Origin of the sequence: Curtobacterium sp. 260 (assembly GCF_030803485.1) — a bacterium.
Classification (GTDB): Bacteria; Actinomycetota; Actinomycetes; order Actinomycetales; family Microbacteriaceae; genus Curtobacterium.
Genome location: NZ_JAURUY010000007.1, coordinates 58,887 through 77,075, shown reverse-complemented (window position 1 = coordinate 77,075; position 18,189 = coordinate 58,887). Strand labels below are relative to the sequence as shown.

The following is an 18,189-nucleotide window of genomic DNA, read 5'->3' as shown; positions in this document are numbered from 1 at the left end:
GCAGGACCGTCAGGCACTCGCCGCGCTCCGGCGGTCCGCGGACGGACAGTCGTACATCGTCGCCGCGCAGCTACCAGTCGGCGACGGCCACCACATGGACGATCGCCACGGGCGACGAACAGCCGTCGTCGCGGATCCCGTGTTCCGACCGCAGGAACGAGAAAACCCCCGCCGGAGCGGGGGTTTTCAGGTGGTGGGCGATACTGGGATCGAACCAGTGACCTCTTCCGTGTCAGGGAAGCGCGCTACCGCTGCGCCAATCGCCCAGAGATCTGCTGACCAGGGTCGTGCAGGATCTTGGAGGGTGTTGCTGGAGGTGGGGACGGGATTCGAACCCGCGTGGACGGCTTTGCAGGCCGCTGCCTAGCCTCTCGGCCACCCCACCATCGAGGTTCACGTCTCCGTGAGTACCCGAACGGTGGGATACCCTCTGGTGAGTCGTGGTCGTCCGGGGACTCCCACACTCGAGCGGATGACGAGATTCGAACTCGCGACCCTCACCTTGGCAAGGTGATGCGCTACCACTGCGCCACATCCGCATGTCGGCGACCCGAGGGCCGCTCCTGTCTCTCCGCTGTCGCGGCGACGAGAAGAACTCTATACGAACCGGACGCCTTCCGCCAAAATCCCCCTCGTTCACCGGGCGTGTCCCCCGCGTTCATGCGGATCGGGGGGCTTCTCGAGTGCCCGTTCTTTCCCATGACGGCCGCAGTGCACTGTGGAAACGGGCGTACCTGGTCGTCGCGGAGCACCAGGTACGCCCGATCCCATCAGGTACACCCGTTCTCACCTGGCGCCAGCACGCATCAGCACGAGCACCACGCACGAGCACGACGAAGCGGGCACCGAGGGCGCCCGCGCCACACCCGGGTGACGCGCCGTGTTCGGTGCAGGCCCAAACGTCCGCTATTATCGACTGGCACGCAAGTGCAGGGGGCGATTGGCGCAGTTGGTAGCGCGCTTCGTTCACACCGAAGAGGTCATCAGTTCGAGTCTGGTATCGCCCACGTGCCCATTCAGGGCCTGAAGAACACCCGAGCAGAGCCCGGCGCACACGCGTCGGGCTCTTCTCGTTCCTCGGCCCGGACCGTCACGACACACCAGCGAGCAAGGACCCATGACCGACGTCGACCTCGAGTTCTCCCGCGTGCGCGCGGTGCTCGACCGCCCGACCCTCCGGCTGATGTCCCGCCCGACGAGCGCCGCCGTCATCGCGGTGTTCCGCACGGTGTTCGACCGTGACGTGCAGTACGTCCCGGCCGACCGCATGCACCTGCAGGTCGAGGAGCACGTCGCCCGTCTGCAGTCCACCGGTGCCCGCGTGCCCGCGAGCGAACACGGGGAGAACGAGACCGACGCCCGCCCGAACGGCCGCGCGCTCTGTCGCGACTGGGTGGCGGCGCAGTGGCTGGTCCGCTCGAACTCCCCCGACGGCGACGAGCAGTACTCGCTGACGAGCCACGCCCTCGAGGCGCTGAACCTCGTCGACGCCCTGAGCGCCGACCGGGCGCTCATCAGCGAGAGCCGCCTGGCGATGATCGTCGAGGCCGTGCACCGCTGGGCGGCCAGCGCGGAGCCGGACCCGGACGTGCAGGTCCGCCGCATCGACGCCCAGATCGCGGAGCTGCAGGCCGAACGCGACCGGATCGCCCGCGGCGAGGTCACCGAGGTCGACGACGCACGGATGCACGACGGCTACACGAACGTGGCCGACCTCATCCGGCAGCTGCCCAGCGACTTCAAGCGCGTCGAGGAGGCGGTCGCGACGATGCACCGCTCGATCGTCGAGGACTTCCGGCAGGAGGTCCGTCCGATCGGCGAGATCCTCGACGACTACCTGGCCCGGACGGACGACCTCATGCAGGCGACTCCCGAGGGTCGGGCGTTCGAGGGCGCGTTCGAGCTGCTGCGCGACGACGCCCTGCTGCTCCGGCTCCGGGACGACATCGCGACGATCCTCGCGCACCCCTTCGCCGAGTCCCTCGGGGCGGGCGAGCGCCGGGCGTTCCGCAACACGGTCAGCATCCTGCGCCAGGGCATCGAGGACGTGCTCGCCCAGCGACGCCAGCTCACCGCGACGCTCCGCGACCAGATCGTCGCCCACGACGTCGTCCGCGATCGTGAGCTCGACGCGGTGCTCCGCTCGGTGAACCGCGGGCTCGCCGCGTGGATCGACTCGGGGTCCGCCCGCGACCGCGTCCCGCTCGGACTGCTCCCCGCGACCGCCGAGGTCGGCACCCTGCGCGAGCGCTTCTACGACCCCGACAACGAGGCGGTGCCACCGCCGATCGAGGAGCCCGACGACGACGTCTTCGAGGAACTCGACGTGGAGTCGCTGCGCCGCCACGGCGGACCGCTGCTCGCCGAGCTCCGCGCAGCGCTCCGCAGCGCCCCGGACAGCGTCTCGGCCTTCCACGCGCTGCCGCCCGAGCAGCGCCGTCCGGTCGAGCTCTTCGGCCTCGCGCACCTGCTCACCGGCAACGACGACTTCGAGACCGCCACCCACCTGGTCCCGCACCGCGCGGTGCGACCGGACGGCGAGACGGTCACCTTCCACATGCCCTCGGCGTCCCTGACCGGCGCAGGGGCGGACGACCAACACGACGACGACAACGGCCTGGAGGCACGGTGAGCGACACCACGACGGCTCCCGTCGACGAGACGGACCCCGAGGGCTCCGACCCCGTCCTCGACGAGCGTCACGACGAGGACGAGGAACGCGACGAGTCGAGCTTCGCCCTCTTCGAGGGCGACGAGGGCCGGCTCGACGAGCCGCAGCGCCGCGCCCTGGTCGCGCTGCTCCGCCACACCTACGTGAGCGCGCGGACGCACGCCGACGAGTGGCGCGCGATCACCGACGGTGAGCACCAGCTCCGGTCGCGGCTGAACGACCTCTTCCTCGAACTGCACGTCGACCGCGACCGCGAGGTCGCCTGGAAGCGCCAGGCACGGTCCGAGAGCCAGCGCCGGGCCTTCCCGACGCTGCTGCGTGACGTGCCGTGGACGCGTGAGGAGACGATCGTCCTCGTCTACCTGCGCATGCGCCTCCGCGCGGACGCCCGGCCGGGTCTCGACCAGGTCGTGGTCGACCGGTCCGAGATCATCGGGCACGTGTCCGGCTTCCTGCCGGCGACCACCGACCGCACCCGCGACGAGTCCCGCGTCGCGAAGGCCGTCGAGCGACTCGTGACCGCGCGCATCCTCATCCGCACGACCGACCCCGACCGCTTCCGCGTGGCCAGTGTCGTCGAGGTCCTGCTCCCCCTGGAGCAGCTCCGCGAACTGGACCGGTGGCTCCGCGACGCGACCACCGACGGCGGTGCGCCGACCGACGGAGCCGTGACGGGCCTCCCGGCCGAGCCGACCGACCCCGACGACGAAGGCGAGACGGACGCATGACCGACACCGCGATCGACACCGGCGCCCTGCCGGCGCTCTTCGACACCGTCGCGCAGTGGCGGGCGGAGTCGATGCAGGTCGTCAACTGGGGCGGCTTCCACGGCCACCGTCAGGTCGAGCTGTCCGGGACCGCGACGCTGATCTCGGGCGCCTCCGGCACCGGCAAGTCGACGCTGATGGACGCCTACCTGGCCGTCATGATGCCGTCCGACGTGCCGTTCAACGGCGCCTCGAACGACGCGACCACCGGGCGTGCGCGGAGCGCCGACCAGCGGAACCTGCTCACGTACCTGCGCGGCAAGGTGGACACCCGCCGCGACCCGGAGACGGGCGCCCTGCGCGACGTGAACCTGCGCGGCGACGACCAGACCACCTGGGGCGCCGTCGCCGTGACCTTCCGGAACGACGACGAGCGGCGCTTCACGGTGCTGCGGGCGTACCTCGTGCCGAAGCGGGCGCGGGGCGTCGGTGACATCCAGATGACCATGGCGACGGTCGACGACACGTTCGACCTCCGCCGGCTCGAGGACTTCGTGCCCTCGCGCTTCCACCACCTCGAGCTGACCGGACGTGTGCCGGGGCTCGTCGTGCGGGACACCTACCAGGAGCTCGCGTACACGCTCCAGACCCGGCTCGGGATCGGCGACTCCGGTGGTGGCAACCGGGCCATGCGCCTGCTCGCGCGGATCCAGGCCGGGCAGCACCTGCCGACGGTCGACGCGCTCTACAAGTCGCTCGTGCTCGAGACCCCGGGGACGTACGAGGCGGCCGACCGCGCCCTCGCGCACTTCTCCGCGCTCGACGAGGCGTACGAGGCGATGGACACCGAGGAGCGCAAGGTCCGCATCCTCTCCCCCATCGTCGAGCTGCACGACGAGATCGCCCGGTCGAGGGCCGCGGCGGACGCCCTGGACGGCATCGCCACCGGCGCCGAGGTCTCGCCGTTCGCGCACTGGACGGCATCGCGGAAGCGTGCCCTGCTCGACGCCGAGGTCGAACGCAACGCGCGCGAGCGCACCGCAGCCCGGGCCGACGTCGCTGCGACCGAGGCCCGGCACGCCGCCGTCGAGGTCGAGCTCCGCGAGGCGGAGGGACGCCTCCGTGACCAGGGCGGCAACGCCCTCGCGCAGCTCGAGGACCGCATCGACCGCCGGACCCGGGAGCGCGACGCGGTCGCCCGGGCGCGCGCGACCTTCGAGGAGCGCACCACCGCGCTCGGACTGACGCTCACCTCCGAGCGCACGTTCACCGAGGCGCAGGCGGCGTCGCACGCGTTCCTCGGGTCGTACGCGACGGCACGCGCCGAGCTCGACGACCGTCGGGATGCCCTGACGCGCGAGGAGTACCCGCTCCTCGACCGCGAGCGGACCCTGCGCCAGGAGCGCCGCTCCCTCGAGCACCGGCAGGGCGCGATGCCGCTGCCGATGCACGAGGCGCGGTTGGCGATGGCCCGGGCCGCCGGCATCTCCCCCGACGCGCTGCCGTTCGTCGCCGAGCTGCTCGACGTGCTCCCGGCCGAGGAGCACTGGCGGACGGCCATCGAGTCCGTGCTGGCACCCGTCGCGCGCACGCTGCTCGTCGACGAGGACCAGCTGTCGTCCTTCAGCGAGGCGATCGACGCGCTCCAGCTCCCGGTCCGCGTGCAGTTCGAGGGCGTGCCCACCGGCCCGCACCTCGACCTCGACGGCGACCCGGCGATGGTCTCCGGCAAGCTGACCATCAAGGACTCCCCGTTCAGCACCTGGGTCCGCGAACGCGTCGAGTCCGACCGGATCGACGCGCGGTGCGTCGACTCCGCCGCGGAGCTCGGCGGTGGCGGGCGCCGCGTGACCCCGTCCGGTCAGCTCCGGGACGGCCGTCGCGGCGCGCACGGCGACCGACGCCAGTCGAACGTCATCGGCTTCACCAACGAGGCCCGCATGGCCTCCGTCGAGCGGGAACTCGCCGCGATCGCGCAGGACCTCGCGACGCTCGAGGCCCGACGCACCGACGTCGCGCAGGACATCGCGACCCTCGACGCCCTGCGCGCCGCACACCAGCAGGTCGTCGACACCACCTGGGACGGCATCGACGTCGCCGGGCTCGACGAGTCCCTGGCGCGGCTCGACGCCGAGCGGCAGGCGCTGCTCGCGGCCGACGACGGGCTCCGGACCCTGCGCGAGTCGGTCGCCCGGCTCCGTCGTGCCCTGGACGAAGCCGCCGATCGTCGAGCCGGTGCACGACTGTCCGTCACGCGGCTCGAGGAACGCCACGCGGTGCTCGTCGACGGCCAGGACGCCGCGGCCGAGATCCTCGCCCGCTTCGAGGACACCCCGGAGTCGCTGCCGGACGACGAGCAGTCCCGGCTGCTCGCCGAGACGTTCGAGGAGGTCGGCGCCCCGGACGGCATCGACGGGTTCGACGACGCCGCGCGCCGACTGCGACGCCGGCTCGAGGAACGGCTCGCGCAGGCGCTCGACGGCGCCGCCGCCGCCTCGACCGCGCTCACGCTGACGTTCCAGCGGTACCAGGATGCCTGGCCCGACCCGAACCTCGGCACCGGTGTCGCGTCGTACCCGGACTACCACGCGATCCTCGACCAGATCCTCGCGACCGGGTTGCACGCGCGCCGCAGCGAGTGGCGTCGGCGGCTCTCACAGTGGAGCGGCGAGGACCTCGTCCCGCTCGCCGGTGCCTTCGACCGCGCGGTCGTCGAGATCGAGGAACGGCTCGAACCGGTCAACGAGATCCTGCGCGAGCTGCCGTTCGGTGCGAACCGGGACCGCCTGAAGATCCAGATCCGCCGGGTCACCCGCGAGGACGTCACCGCCTTCCGGCGGGAGCTCCGCGCGCTGTCGGCGTCAGTCGACACCGAGCTGACCGACGACGTGCTCGAGACCCGCTTCCGCCGCCTGCGTCGGTTCATGGCAGTCATCCGCCCCGACCCGGCGGCAGCACGTGGACGGACGACCCAGCGCGACGCCGTGCTCGACGTCCGACGGCACATGGAGATCACGGCCGTGCGGTACGACCCCGAGGGCAACGACCTCGGCGTGTACTCCTCGCTCGGGGACAAGTCGGGTGGCGAGACGCAGGAGCTCGTCGCGTTCATCGTCGGTGCGGCGCTGCGCTACCAGCTCGGTGACGAGACCCGGCCGCGGCCCCGGTTCGCGCCGGTGTTCCTCGACGAGGCGTTCATCAAGGCGGACTCGGAGTTCGCCGGGCGTGCCGTGACGGCGTGGCTCCGGCTCGGGTTCCAGCTCGTGGTGAGCGCGCCGCTCGACAAGGTCACCGCACTCGAGCCGTCGATGGAGCGCCTGCTGTCGATGCGGAAGCACCCCGACACGGGCCACTCGTCCGTCACGGAGATCGCCCGGGCGTAGGCGCTGGGGCCGGGCGGCGCCCGGCGCGACAGGTGGGTGCTCCGGAGGCAAGTCCTGGTCGCACGACGTGCCGCTCACCTCCCGACGCGACGGCAGGTCCTGCCACCGGATCGGCAGCGAACGGCACGTCGTGCGACCGCGGTAGGCGCCGGCGCCGGGTGCGGGTCGGGGCGTTGACCAGGGCTCGATCCGCGAGCGGGCGAGATCTGTCACAGTCGAATCCGGCGGACGACGGATGAAGCCCGCTCGGCGGCCTGCGTGCGGCGTGTCCTGCCCACTCGTCGGGCGGGAAGCGCGGCGCGGCGCCGCCACGCGCCTCCCGTCCGACGCCGCCGACGCCGACCCGCCGCTCCGCCGCTGCCCCGCCATCTGACCGCCACCGGTCCCACGCGGCCTGTGCGAGCGGGCGCGATCTGCCACGGTCGGGGGCGACGGCCGACAGGTACCGCCCGCTCGGCGGTCTGCGGGCGGCGTGTCCTGCCCGCTCGGGCGGAGGGCGGAGGGCAGAAGGCGGGGGCGGAGTACGGGACCGGCGTCCGCCGATCGCCGTGCGGGGCGCGGTACGGTGGGCGGGTGTTCGGACGTCGCGCTCGCAGCCCCCGCCCCGACGACGGAGCGCGCCCGGGTGACCCCGGCGGTCTCGGCATCGGAGCCCTCGTGCAGGTGGTCGACCTCGAGCGCGGGGGCGAGCAGTGGGAGGGCGAGCCGATCGGGGTGATCGTCGCTCCGGGAGGGGTGCAGCTCGGTGGGACGCAGCGCACCTGGACCATCGCCTTCGACGAGCCCGCGTACACGAAGGACGGCCGCGGCCCGTTCGAGCGCGCGACCGTCCTGGGTCGTCAGTTGGTGCCGGTCACGCCGGACACCGCGGACGGGGTCTAGTACTCCTCGTTGCCGCTCTTCAGCATGGCGGCGACGGCCATGCACATGCCCACGCCACCGAGCACGCCGATGCCGATGATGACGCCTGCGATGAGTTCGAGCATTGGTGACTCCTTGGGTTGCGGGGCCGGTGTGGCGGTGGCCGTCGTGGCCGTGTCCAGGCTACCGGATGCGGCTCGGGGCTAGCGGATGCCGCGCATGAGGCGCAGGACGGGCTTCGCGCAGACGAGCAGCACGACCCCGACCGCCACGGCGACCAGGCCGAGGACGGAGAAGTACGGGACCTCGTTCGTCGGCGAGTAGTACTGCGAGAGCACCCCGGTGGCCGCCGTGCCGAGGGACACCGAGAGGAAGAAGAGCGCGACCATCTGGGTCTGGAACTTCGGCGGCGCGAGCTTCGTCGCGACGGACTGCCCGACCGGGGAGAGCAGGAGCTCGGCGATCGTGAAGACGAGCAGGATGCCCACGAGCGCGATCAGGGGCGTGCCGTTCTCGCCCGTGCCCGAGAACGGCAGGAAGAGCAGGAACGCGATGCCCATGATCCCGGTGCCGAGCGCGAACTTCGTCGGGGTGGAGGGCTGGCGGTCACCGAGCTTCGTCCAGATCGCGGCGGCGACACCGGACAGCACGATGATGAACACGGGGTTGATCGACTGGACCCACGACACGGGCATCACCCAGTCGCCGAGCGATCGGTCGAGGCGCTGGTCCGAGTACTGGGTCACGACCGTGAACTGCTGCTGGTAGAGCGACCAGAAGACGGCGCTCGCGATGAAGAGCGGGATGAAGGCGAACACCCGGGAACGCTCCTCGGCGGTGATCCCGCTGGTCAGGATCACCACGAAGTACGCGATGGTGGCCACGATGACGATCACGACGACGACCGTCGGCAGGTTCGTCACCGTGAGCAGTCCGGTGAGCACCGAGACCACGACGACCGCGAGCGCGACGACGACGAGCACGGCGACGAGCGGCAGGCGGCGACGCTCGACCGGGTTGGTGACGTGCCGGACCGAGTCGGGGAGCTTCCGGCGGCGGATGCCGTACTGCACGAGCCCGGCCGCCATGCCGACCGCGGCGAGCCCGAAGCCGTAGTGGAACCCGAGCGAGGACTGCAGCAGCCCGGTCAGCAGCGGACCGAAGAACGCCCCGAGGTTCACCCCGAGGTAGTAGAGCGAGAACCCGGCGTCGCGACGAGGGTCGTCGCGGCTGTACAGCCCGCCGACGATCGTCGTGGCGGTGGCCTTGAGCCCGCCGGAGCCGAGGGCGATGAGCACGAGGCCGACCCCGACGCCCGCGACCCCCGGGATCAGCGCGAGCCCGATGTGGCCGAGCATGACGACGACCGCGCTGGTGAAGAGGGTGCGGTCGGCGCCGATGAGCCGGTCCGCCACCCAGGCGCCGATGATCGTGAACAGGTACACGGCGCCGCCGTACGCGCCCATGATCCCGTTGGCGATGCCCTCGTCGATCCCGAGGCCGCCGCGCGTGACGGTGTAGTACATGTAGATCAGGACGATGCCCTGCATGCCGTAGAACGAGAACCGCTCCCAGAGCTCCACCGCGAAGGGCGTGGACAGCTCGAGGGGCTGCCCGAAGAAGGTGCGTTGCTGCGCCGGAGCGCTGGGTGGGGTGGTGCGAGACATCCGTCCACTGTGCCCCCGGGCACCCCGCTCGTCCGAATCGGAGCGGGGCGCGTACAAACTTCCGCGGGCGGACCTTGGAGGATTCCCACCACCCGTGTCCGGCCCCGCGGTCTGCCGTTGTGCGCCCGCACGGCGTTCGAGCAACACTCGGCCGAGGTGCCTAACGTGTGGAGTGCAACACGGACAGAGCAGTTCAGGAAGGCTCCCCCATGGTCGACACCGCCCCCGCACGCCCCACCTCGACGACCGAGGCCCCGAACGCCGACGCCACGGGCGACCCGGCGGCCGGCACGCCGACGGGCGGGACGGACACCGACGTCCGCATCGACACCACGTTGCTCGGGGAGCTCCTGCTCGGCCGCTGGGCCGAGGACCGGCGCATCTCACGGCGCCTGTCCCGCGACCCCGGGCTGCACAAGATCGAGGGGCAGCCGATCGCGGAGCACCGGGCCCGCGTCCTCGAGCAGCTCCGGGTGCTCGTCGACGCCGGTGCGATCCAGCGTCCGTACCCGACCGAGTTCGGCGGCCAGGAGAACCACGGCGGGAACCTCGCGGCGTTCGAGGAGCTCACGACGGCGGACCCGTCCCTGCAGATCAAGGCCGGCGTGCAGTGGGGCCTGTTCGGATCCGCGGTGCACCACCTCGGCACCGAGCGCAACCACCGCGAGTTCCTGCCGGGGATCATCCGCTTCGACGTGCCCGGCTGCTTCGCGATGACCGAGACCGGGCACGGCTCGGACGTGCAGAGCATCGCGACGACGGCCACCTACGACCCGGACACGCAGGAGTTCGTCGTGCACACGCCGTTCCGGGGCGCCTGGAAGGACTACATCGGCAACGCGGCGCTGCACGGGCGGGCGGCCGTCGTGTTCGCGAAGCTCGTGACGCAGGGCGTCGACCACGGTGTGCACGCGTTCTACGTGCCGCTGCGCGACGGCGACGGTGCGTTCCTGCCCGGCGTTGGTGGCGCGGACGACGGCGTCAAGGGCGGGCTGAACGGCATCGACAACGGGCGCCTCTGGTTCGACCACGTCCGGGTGCCCCGCACGAACCTGCTCAACCGGTACGGCGACGTGGCCGAGGACGGGACGTACACCTCCCCCATCGCGTCGCCGGGCCGACGGTTCTTCACCATGCTCGGCACCCTCGTGCAGGGCCGGGTCTCGCTCGACGGCGCCGCCGTGGTCGCGCAGAAGGTCGGCCTGCAGATCGCGCTGACCTACGCCGCCGAACGCCGGCAGTTCCCGACGGGCGGCGGCGACGAGGGCGTGCTGCTCGACTACGGCCGTCACCAGCGCCGACTGATCCCCCGGCTCGCGACGGTCTTCGCCCAGTCGTTCGCACACGAGAAGCTGCTGCAGACCTTCGACGACGTCTTCAGCGGGCGCGAGGACACCCCGCAGCGCCGCGAGGACCTCGAGACGCAGGCGGCGGCCTTCAAGGCGATGTCCACCTGGTCGGCGCTCGACACCCTGCAGGAGTGCCGCGAGGCCTGCGGCGGCGCCGGGTTCCTCGCCGAGAACCGGCTGACGAGCCTCCGCGCGGACCTCGACGTCTACGTCACCTTCGAGGGTGACAACACGATCCTGCTGCAGCTCGTGGGCAAGCGCCTGCTCACCGACTTCCGCGCGAAGGCGCCGCGCGACGCCGCCTCGACCGCCCGGTTCGTCGCTGCGCAGGCAGCGTCGAAGCTGGCCGACGCGTCCGGCATCCGTCGACTCGGGCAGACGGTCGTCGACCGGGGATCGCTCGCGGCGAGCGTCACGGACCTGCAGGACCCGCGCACCCAGCGCGCGCTGCTGGCCGGTCGTGTCGACACGATGGTGTCCGAGATCGGGGTGCGCCTCGCCTCGGCCGGCAAGGACCGGGCACGGGCCGCGAAGCTCCTCAACCGCTCGCAGCACGAGCTCATCGAGGCCGCGAAGGCGCACGCCGAGCTCATGCAGTGGGATGCGTTCACCGATGCCATCGAGGCCGTGGCGCCCGGTGACACCCGCCGCGTGCTCGTCTGGCTCCGCGACCTCTTCGCCCTCGGGCTCGTCGAGCAGCACCTCGACTGGCACCTGGTGCACGGACGCCTGTCGGCGCAGCGTGCCCGGGCGGTGTCGGCGTACGTCGACCGGCTCGTGGCCCGGCTCCGCCCGGTCGTCCCGCAGCTCGTCGAGTCGTTCGGCTACGACCCCGAGCACGTCCGCGCGCCGATCGCCCTGGGCGAGGAGCGCGCGCGGCAGGAGGAGGCGGCAGCGTGGTTCGCCGCCGAGGCCGCTGCGGGACGGCTGCCGGAGCAGGAGAAGAAGCCGCGTCCGTGATCAACCCTGCAGGGTTGATATCGGGAGAATCAACCTTGTAGGGTTGACGGCGGAGGTGCGATGTACGCGGTGACGGTGGACCAGGTGGGCAGTCGTTCAGACGACGACCGGGTCGAGCAGGCCATCGGCGTCGTCCGGACCGCGTCCGAGGGGCACGTGGTGCTCCCGCCGGAGCGGACCGCCGGCGACGAGTTCCAGTTCCTGCTCGACGACGCGGAGACCCTGCTCGACGTGGTGTTCGCCCTCGCCCGGACGGACGGCTGGAGCATCGGCATCGGCATCGGTGACGTCGAGGAACCGGTGCCGAGCTCGACCCGGGCCGCGCGCGGCGACGCCTTCGTGCAGGCACGCGCCGCGGTCGACCGCGCGAAGGACGTCCCCGAGCACCTCGCCCTCGAGGTCGCCCCGGGTCGCCGGCTCGGTACCGCGGACGTCGAGCCCCTCGTCGCCCAGACCGTCCGGGCCCGTCGCCGCCGGTCGCGCGAGGGCTGGGAGCTCGCGGACCTCCTCCGCGCCGGCCACTCGCGCACCGAGGCCGCCGAGCTCCTCGGCGTGACCCCGCAGGCGGTGGCGAAGCGCTGGCTCGCGGCGGACCTGCGCTCCGACGACGCCGTGCGCGCCGCACTCGCGCGGCTCCTCACCGAAGCGGACACCCCGGCATGACGGTCTGGCTGGTCGGTGCGGTCGTGCTGCTCGCGGTGGCCGCGCTCAGTGCCGTGCACCGCGTCCCGCCACTCGCCCGCGCGGTGCCGGCGGTCGTGGTCGTCGCGGTCGTCCTCGCCGCCGAGCTCCTCGACCTGGCACCCGCCGCACCGACGACCGCGCTCCGCGTGCTCGGCACCACCGCGGTCGTCGCCGTCGGCGTCCTCGCCGGGAGTGCCGTCACGGGGACCGTGCTCGGCTTCGCCATGCGCGAGGGCGTCGAGCGGGGTCGGCACGGCGGCATACTGGTCTCGCGCGCCGACGAACCCGCCGTCGAGCGCCGACGCCCGGAGGTGCTCCGGGGCGGGGCGGCGATCGGGTTCCTCGAACGGTTCGCGTTGATCGGCGCGGTGCTGGTGGGCCGGCTCGAGATCGTCGCGGCGGTCGTCGCGGTGAAGGGCCTCGGTCGCTTCTCGGAGCTCGACTCCGCCGAGGCGCGAGAGCGGTTCATCGTCGGGACGCTCACGAGCACGTGCTGGGCCGGACTCGCCGCCTGGACCGCGATCGGCCTGCCGGGCTGACCGCACAGCCACACGGCCGCACAGACGCACCGCCGCACAGACGCACAGCCACAGAGCCGCACGAGCGTGCGGACGAGCCGGCGGACACCGCCCGCCCGGACGCCACCGCGGCACTCAGCCCTGGTCCGACGCCCGTCCCCGGTCGCCGAGCGCAGCGCGCAGTCGCGCCTCGGCGTCGTCGGCGCCCTCGGCACCGGACGCAGCGGCCGCCGCAGCCGCCTCCGCGTTCGCCTCGATCACGGCGCGCACGACCTCCTCGCGCTGGATCTTGACCCCGCGCGGTGCGTCGATGCCGATCCGGACGCCGTCGCCGCGGCTGTCGAGGACCGTGATGACGACGTCGTCACCGACGAGGATCCGCTCGCCGACCTTCCGCGTGAGTACCAGCACCCCGTCAGCCTAGCGACACCACCGGCAGGCCCAGCTGGTGGACGGACTCCGGCGTGGCGGTCTCCCCCGCACCGATGGCCACCACACCCGCGACCGGTACCCGCCCGGCGACCGCGGCCACGACGGCCCGGGCATCCTCGGTCTTCCGACCGACGTCGACCACGACCCACACCTGGTCGGCGGCGAGTCCCTCGATCGTCGTCGCGTCGTCCCACGCGGAGACGCCCAGCAGCGCGTGGCCGTTCCGCACGCCCTCGGCGCGCGCGAGGATCCCCGCCCGCCGGTCGGCGGCGTCGGTCGGGCGCAGTGCGTACCGTCCGGCGAACACCCCCGCCGCCGCGTCGACGTCGGTGGCACGCCCGACGAGCAGCACGAGGTCGCCGTCGGCCGACCGCACGGCCGGGACCGGCAGCACAGGACGGACGGACGCCGGGGCGGACACCGCGGTGACCAGCGGGACGACGGGAGCCGGTGCCGCGACCGGCAGCGGGCCTCCCGGCCGACCGTGGTCCTCGTCCGTGCCCGGCACGGCCGGCGGCGGGCCGTCCTGGAGGCGCGGCGCGGCCGGGTCGACCCGACCCACGTCCGTCCCGGGGCGGCCGGGGCGCGGGGCGCCCGCGGCGATCCCGTCGGCCGCGAAGCCGTCGAGCACCGAGGCGAACGCATCCGCCCGCGTCGACGCGGTGCCGTCGCCGGCGGCGATGCGGGCCTCGGCGGCCTCGGCGTCGGCGAGGAGCGCGGCGATCCCGATGCGGGTGGCCGGGCCGTCGGCGATGGCCACCCGGGCGGTCGGCGGGTCGAGCGGGTCCGGCACCTCGACGACGGCCTCGACGTGCGTGCGGCGGAAGAGCCCGCCGATCCCGGGCGTGGACACGCGCTCGGCCGAGACGATCCGGGCGCCCGCACCGAACTCGGTGCGGAGGGCGTCGCGGACCGCCTCGAGCGTCGGGCCGCTACGCAGCGATCGGGTCGGCGGCACGGACCACTCCCACGGTCTCGATGGTGGAGCCCGCGGCGGTGGCCTCCTGGTAGGACAGCACGGGCAGGCCGTTCGCCTGCGCGGACACCATGCGGTGCACGGCCGGTCGGAGCTGCGGGGCGCAGACGAGCACGGCGGACAGGCCCTGCTCCTCGACGCTGCGCACGGCGTCGCGCAGGGACCCGAGGACCTGCTCGATGCGGTGGGCGTCGAGCACGATCTGGGTGCCCTGCTCGGACGGGCGGAGCCCCTCGAGCATCGACTGCTCGAGCAGCGGGTCGATCATGATGACGCGGAGCGTGCCGGCCTCGGTGTGGCGGGCGGGCAGGGCGGGGCCGAGGGCGGCGCGGGCGGCCTCGACCAGGCCCTCGGGGTCGGTCGACACCTTCGCGCGGAGCGTCAGCGCCTCGCAGATGCGGCCGAGGTCGTTGATCGGCACGCGCTCGGCGAGCAGGCCCTGGAGCACGCGCTGCACCTCGGCCAGGGACAGCATGCCGGGCACGAGCTCCTCGACCGCCGCGGGGTTCACCTGCTTGACGCCCTCGGTGAGCACCTTGACGTCCTCGCGGGTGAGCAGCCGGGCCGCGTTGTCGCCGATCACGGCCTGCAGGTGCGTGACGAGCACGGAGACCCGGTCGATGACGGTCGCGCCGGTCATCTCGGCCGCGTGCCGGAGCTCGGCGGGGACCCACTTGCCGGCCAGACCGAACACCGGCTCGACCGTCGTGGTGCCCGGGAGCCCGTCGAGCTGGTCGCCGAGCGCGAGCACGCTGCGGGACGGGGCGGTCCCGCGACCGGCCTCGACCCCGGCGATGCGGATCGCGTAGGTCGACGGGGGCAGCTCGATGCTGTCCCGGGTGCGGACGGGCGGCACGACGATGCCCATGTCGACGGCGATCTTCCGACGGAGCGCGCGCACGCGACCGAGCAGGTCGTCGGACGACCCGGACACCATGTCGACCAGGTCCGGTGCGAGCAGGATCTCGAGGGCGTGGACGCGCATCTGCTCGAGCAGGTCCTCCGGGCTGTCCGCCGAGGGGGCCGCGGCCTCGAGTGCCTGCTGCTGCTCGGCCGCTGCCGCCTGCTGCGCCGCCTGCCGCGAGAGCCGCCAGCCGGCGAACAGCAGCCCGGCGCCGATGAGCAGGAACGGGACGATGGGCATGCCGGGGATGAACCCCATCGCGATCGCGGCGACCCCGGCGATCACCAGCGCGTTCCGCGACTGCGTCAGCTGCGTCGTCGCCGACGCGCCGATCTCGGTCTCCGCACCCGACCGGGTCACGATCATGCCGGTCGAGACGGCCATCAGCAGTGCGGGGATCTGCGAGACCAGGCCGTCGCCGATGGTCAGGATGCCGTACTTGGACAGCGCGTCGGTGACGGAGAGCCCGTTCTGCAGCATGCCGATCGCGACGCCACCGAGCATGTTGATGACGAGGATCAGGATGCCGGCGATCGCGTCGCCCTTGACGAACTTCGACGCGCCGTCCATCGCCCCGTAGAAGTCGGCCTCGGCGGAGACCGCCGCACGGCGTTCCTTCGCCTCGGCATCGGTGATGAGCCCGGCGTTCAGGTCGGCGTCGATCGCCATCTGCTTTCCGGGCATCGCGTCGAGGGTGAAGCGGGCGCCGACCTCGGCGACGCGCTCGGCGCCCTTCGTCACGACGACGAACTGGATGACGACGAGGATGAGGAAGACGACGGCGCCGATGATGATCGAGCCGGACACCGCGACGTGCCCGAAGGCCTGGATGACGTCGCCGGCGAAGCCCTCGCCGAGCACCAGTCGCGTCGAGGCGACGTTCAGGCCGAGGCGGAACAGCGTCGCGACGAGGAGCAGCGACGGGAACACCGAGAAGTCGAGCGGCTTCTTCACGAACAGCGTCGTGAGCAGGATCACCAGCGCCAGCAGGATGTTCAGGATGATGAGCACGTCGAGCAGGAACGACGGCACCGGCAGGATCAGCAGCAGGACGATGCCGACGATGAAGACCGGGACGGCGAGCTTGGGCAGGTCCTTGCGGTTCATGCGGGTGCCCCTTCGGTGGTGGACGGACGGGTGCGGAGGCGCCGTGGTCGGGCGTCACCGGTGAGCGTGGTGGGGTCGAGGACGGTCGCGACCTCGTCGGCCGTGGTCGGCGTGGGCGCGGCGTGCGTCCCGGCGGCGGCGCCGCGGGCCTTGAGCGCCATGACGAACGAGAGCACCCGGGCGACCGGCGTGTAGAGGTCGACCGGGACCTCCTGCCCGAGCTCGCACGCCGCGTGCAGCGCCCGGGTGAGCGGGACGTCGCGGACGATCGGCACGCGCGACTCCTCGGCGGTCGACCGGATGACGTCGGCGACCGGCCCGGCACCCTTCGCGACGACACGGGGTGCGGACTTCCCGGGCTCGTAGCGGAGCGCGACCGCGTAGTGCGTGGGGTTGGTCATGACGACGTCGGCGTCCCCGACCGCTGCGATCATCCGGTTCCGGCTCATCGCGAGCTGTCGGGACCGGCGCTGGCCCTTCACGAGCGGGTCGCCGTCGGTGCGCTTCGACTCGTCCTTGACCTCCTGCTTGGTCATCATCGTGCGCTTGCGGTTGCGGCGCACGACGACCAGCACGTCGACCGCGGCGAGCACCAGACCCGCGGCGACGGCGGCGCGGAGCAGGGTCCCGGTGCCCTCCTCCGCCGCGTCGAGCACGGACGACAGCGGCAGCGAACCGCTCGTCATGAGGACGGGGACGAGTGACTGCACGGCGAACCACAGGACGAGCCCGACGACGGCGGTCTTCAGCAGTGCCTTCACGCCGTTCCAGAGTGCCTGGACGCCGAAGACCCGCTTGAACCCGGCGACCGGGTCGAAGTGGTCCGGCTGCGGGGCCATCCGCCGGAAGTGCACGCCGCCCTGCGCAACGGAGACCGCCGCGACGGCGACCGCGACGACGGCGAGCATCGGGCCGACGGTGCCGGCCACGGAGCCGAGCGCCTCGGACAGTGCCTGCCGGACCGCGGGGACGGTCGGGTCCGCGATGACGCGCTGCACGGCGTGGAGCTGCTGCTCCCCCGCACCCGCGGCGTTGCCGATCGCAGCGGGCATGACCAGGGCGGCCGTCGCGATGCCGACCCAGGCGCCGAGGTCCTGCGAGCGGCCGAGCTGCCCCTTGCGGTGCACCTCCTGCATCCGCTTCTGGGTGGCCTTCTCGGAGCGTTCGCCGCTCCCTCCGTCGGACACGTCGCCTCACCCCCGCCCGGTGATCGCGGCGACGGCGTCGCCGGTCAGCGACGACACGACGGCCGGCAGCGCCATGAAGAGCGCACCGGCGAACACGACGGTCAGCCCGATCTTGATCGGGAAGCCCATCTGGAACGCGTTGAGCGCCGGGGCGACGCGGGTGAGCAGCCCGAGGCCGACGTCGGCCAGGAACAGGACGACGACGAGCGGCCCCGCGATCTGCAGTGCGGCGAGGAACATCTGCCCGGCCGCCGCGACGAGCACCGAGGCGAAGCCGCCGACGGCGAAGGTGCCCGGCGAACCGTCGGCCGTGACGAGCGGCACCGCGTCGAACGACCGCACGAGCCCCGCGACGATGAGCTGGTACCCGCCGCTGGCGAAGAGCAGCGCGAGCGACGCCATCTGGAACAGCCGGGTGAACTGCGCGCCGTTGACCTGGGACTGCGGGTCGTACGCCTGGGCGAGGGTGAAGCCGCCGAACAGGTCGATCAGCCCGCCGGCGGACTGCACCGCGGCGAACACGAGGTACACGAGGAAGCCGAGACCCAGCCCGACGACCAGCTGGGTGAGCAGGGCGAGCAAGAACCCACCGGTGTCGAGCGCGGTGTACCCGAGGCCGACCCGCGGTGCGACACCGATCGCCAGACCGAGCCCGAGGATCACCTTCACCGTGCCGGGGAACGCCTTGTAGGCGAACGGCGGCGCGATCACGAGGAAGGCGACGAGCCGGACCCCGGCGAGCATGGTGGCTTCGAGCCGGTCGGCGTCAATGGCGAGGTCCAC

At 72.6% G+C, this 18,189-nt stretch carries 13 protein-coding genes and 4 tRNA genes; 8 read left to right on the top strand and 9 right to left on the bottom strand.

Going from position 1 to position 18,189, the window contains the following annotated elements:
- Nucleotides 1-191: 191 nt before the first annotated feature.
- From J2X59_RS10175 to J2X59_RS10165, 3 genes are all read right to left on the bottom strand, one after another.
- Nucleotides 192-266 (bottom strand) — tRNA-Val (locus J2X59_RS10175).
- Between the two features lie 45 nt (nucleotides 267-311).
- Nucleotides 312-385: transfer RNA gene (locus tag J2X59_RS10170), tRNA-Cys, on the bottom strand.
- 82 nt (nucleotides 386-467) lie between these two features.
- Nucleotides 468-539 (bottom strand) — tRNA-Gly (locus tag J2X59_RS10165).
- 395 nt (nucleotides 540-934) lie between these two features.
- On the opposite strand from J2X59_RS10165, the gene J2X59_RS10160 reads away from it, so the two are divergent.
- The 5 genes from J2X59_RS10160 (at nucleotide 935) to J2X59_RS10140 (ending at nucleotide 7,643) form a co-directional block, all read left to right on the top strand.
- Nucleotides 935-1,007 (top strand) — tRNA-Val (locus tag J2X59_RS10160).
- A 110-nt stretch (nucleotides 1,008-1,117) separates the two neighbouring features.
- Nucleotides 1,118-2,632, top strand: coding sequence for a DUF3375 family protein (locus J2X59_RS10155; protein ID WP_326496588.1), 1,515 nt, complete (start codon nucleotides 1,118-1,120; stop codon nucleotides 2,630-2,632).
- Complete coding sequence (locus J2X59_RS10150) at nucleotides 2,629-3,399, top strand: DUF4194 domain-containing protein (protein WP_066654213.1); 771 nt, start codon at nucleotides 2,629-2,631, stop codon at nucleotides 3,397-3,399. Before J2X59_RS10155 ends, J2X59_RS10150 begins: the two co-directional genes overlap by 4 nt.
- Entirely contained in the window at nucleotides 3,396-6,761 is a 3,366-nt protein-coding gene (locus tag J2X59_RS10145) for an ATP-binding protein (protein WP_326496587.1), read from the top strand. Before J2X59_RS10150 ends, J2X59_RS10145 begins: the two co-directional genes overlap by 4 nt.
- Before the next feature lie 573 nt (nucleotides 6,762-7,334).
- On the top strand, nucleotides 7,335-7,643 hold the full coding sequence (locus J2X59_RS10140) for a hypothetical protein (protein ID WP_326496586.1): 309 nt from the start codon (nucleotides 7,335-7,337) through the stop codon (nucleotides 7,641-7,643).
- 182 nt (nucleotides 7,644-7,825) lie between these two features.
- Here J2X59_RS10140 and J2X59_RS10135 read toward each other — a convergent pair whose 3' ends face one another.
- Entirely contained in the window at nucleotides 7,826-9,289 is a 1,464-nt protein-coding gene (locus J2X59_RS10135; RefSeq protein WP_326496585.1) for a peptide MFS transporter, read from the bottom strand.
- A 209-nt stretch (nucleotides 9,290-9,498) separates the two neighbouring features.
- Between J2X59_RS10135 and J2X59_RS10130 the strand changes: the two genes are divergently transcribed.
- The 3 genes from J2X59_RS10130 to J2X59_RS10120 all read left to right on the top strand — a co-directional run bounded on the left by J2X59_RS10130 (nucleotide 9,499) and on the right by J2X59_RS10120 (nucleotide 12,821).
- The gene (locus J2X59_RS10130; RefSeq protein ID WP_326496584.1) at nucleotides 9,499-11,598 is read left to right on the top strand and encodes an acyl-CoA dehydrogenase family protein; all 2,100 of its coding nucleotides are present in this window, start codon (nucleotides 9,499-9,501) and stop codon (nucleotides 11,596-11,598) included.
- An 84-nt stretch (nucleotides 11,599-11,682) separates the two neighbouring features.
- Entirely contained in the window at nucleotides 11,683-12,261 is a 579-nt protein-coding gene (locus J2X59_RS10125; RefSeq protein ID WP_326496583.1) for a DNA-binding protein, read from the top strand.
- The gene (locus J2X59_RS10120) at nucleotides 12,258-12,821 is read left to right on the top strand and encodes a hypothetical protein (RefSeq protein ID WP_326496582.1); all 564 of its coding nucleotides are present in this window, start codon (nucleotides 12,258-12,260) and stop codon (nucleotides 12,819-12,821) included. The genes J2X59_RS10125 and J2X59_RS10120 overlap by 4 nt, the downstream gene beginning before the upstream one ends.
- Before the next feature lie 114 nt (nucleotides 12,822-12,935).
- Here the strand turns inward: J2X59_RS10120 and csrA are convergent, their stop codons facing one another.
- Genes csrA through J2X59_RS10095 form a run of 5 tightly spaced genes read right to left on the bottom strand, consistent with a single transcriptional unit; the run spans nucleotide 12,936 to nucleotide 18,189 of the window.
- Nucleotides 12,936-13,211, bottom strand: a complete 276-nt coding sequence (gene csrA / locus J2X59_RS10115; protein WP_066654202.1) for a carbon storage regulator CsrA — start codon at nucleotides 13,209-13,211, stop codon at nucleotides 12,936-12,938.
- A 4-nt stretch (nucleotides 13,212-13,215) separates the two neighbouring features.
- The gene (locus J2X59_RS10110) at nucleotides 13,216-14,190 is read right to left on the bottom strand and encodes a hypothetical protein (protein ID WP_326496581.1); all 975 of its coding nucleotides are present in this window, start codon (nucleotides 14,188-14,190) and stop codon (nucleotides 13,216-13,218) included.
- Complete coding sequence (locus tag J2X59_RS10105) at nucleotides 14,165-16,219, bottom strand: flagellar biosynthesis protein FlhA (protein ID WP_326496580.1); 2,055 nt, start codon at nucleotides 16,217-16,219, stop codon at nucleotides 14,165-14,167. The genes J2X59_RS10110 and J2X59_RS10105 overlap by 26 nt, the downstream gene beginning before the upstream one ends.
- Complete coding sequence (locus J2X59_RS10100) at nucleotides 16,216-17,406, bottom strand: EscU/YscU/HrcU family type III secretion system export apparatus switch protein (protein ID WP_066654196.1); 1,191 nt, start codon at nucleotides 17,404-17,406, stop codon at nucleotides 16,216-16,218. The genes J2X59_RS10105 and J2X59_RS10100 overlap by 4 nt, the downstream gene beginning before the upstream one ends.
- Before the next feature lie 6 nt (nucleotides 17,407-17,412).
- Complete coding sequence (locus J2X59_RS10095; protein WP_251155454.1) at nucleotides 17,413-18,189, bottom strand: flagellar biosynthetic protein FliR; 777 nt, start codon at nucleotides 18,187-18,189, stop codon at nucleotides 17,413-17,415.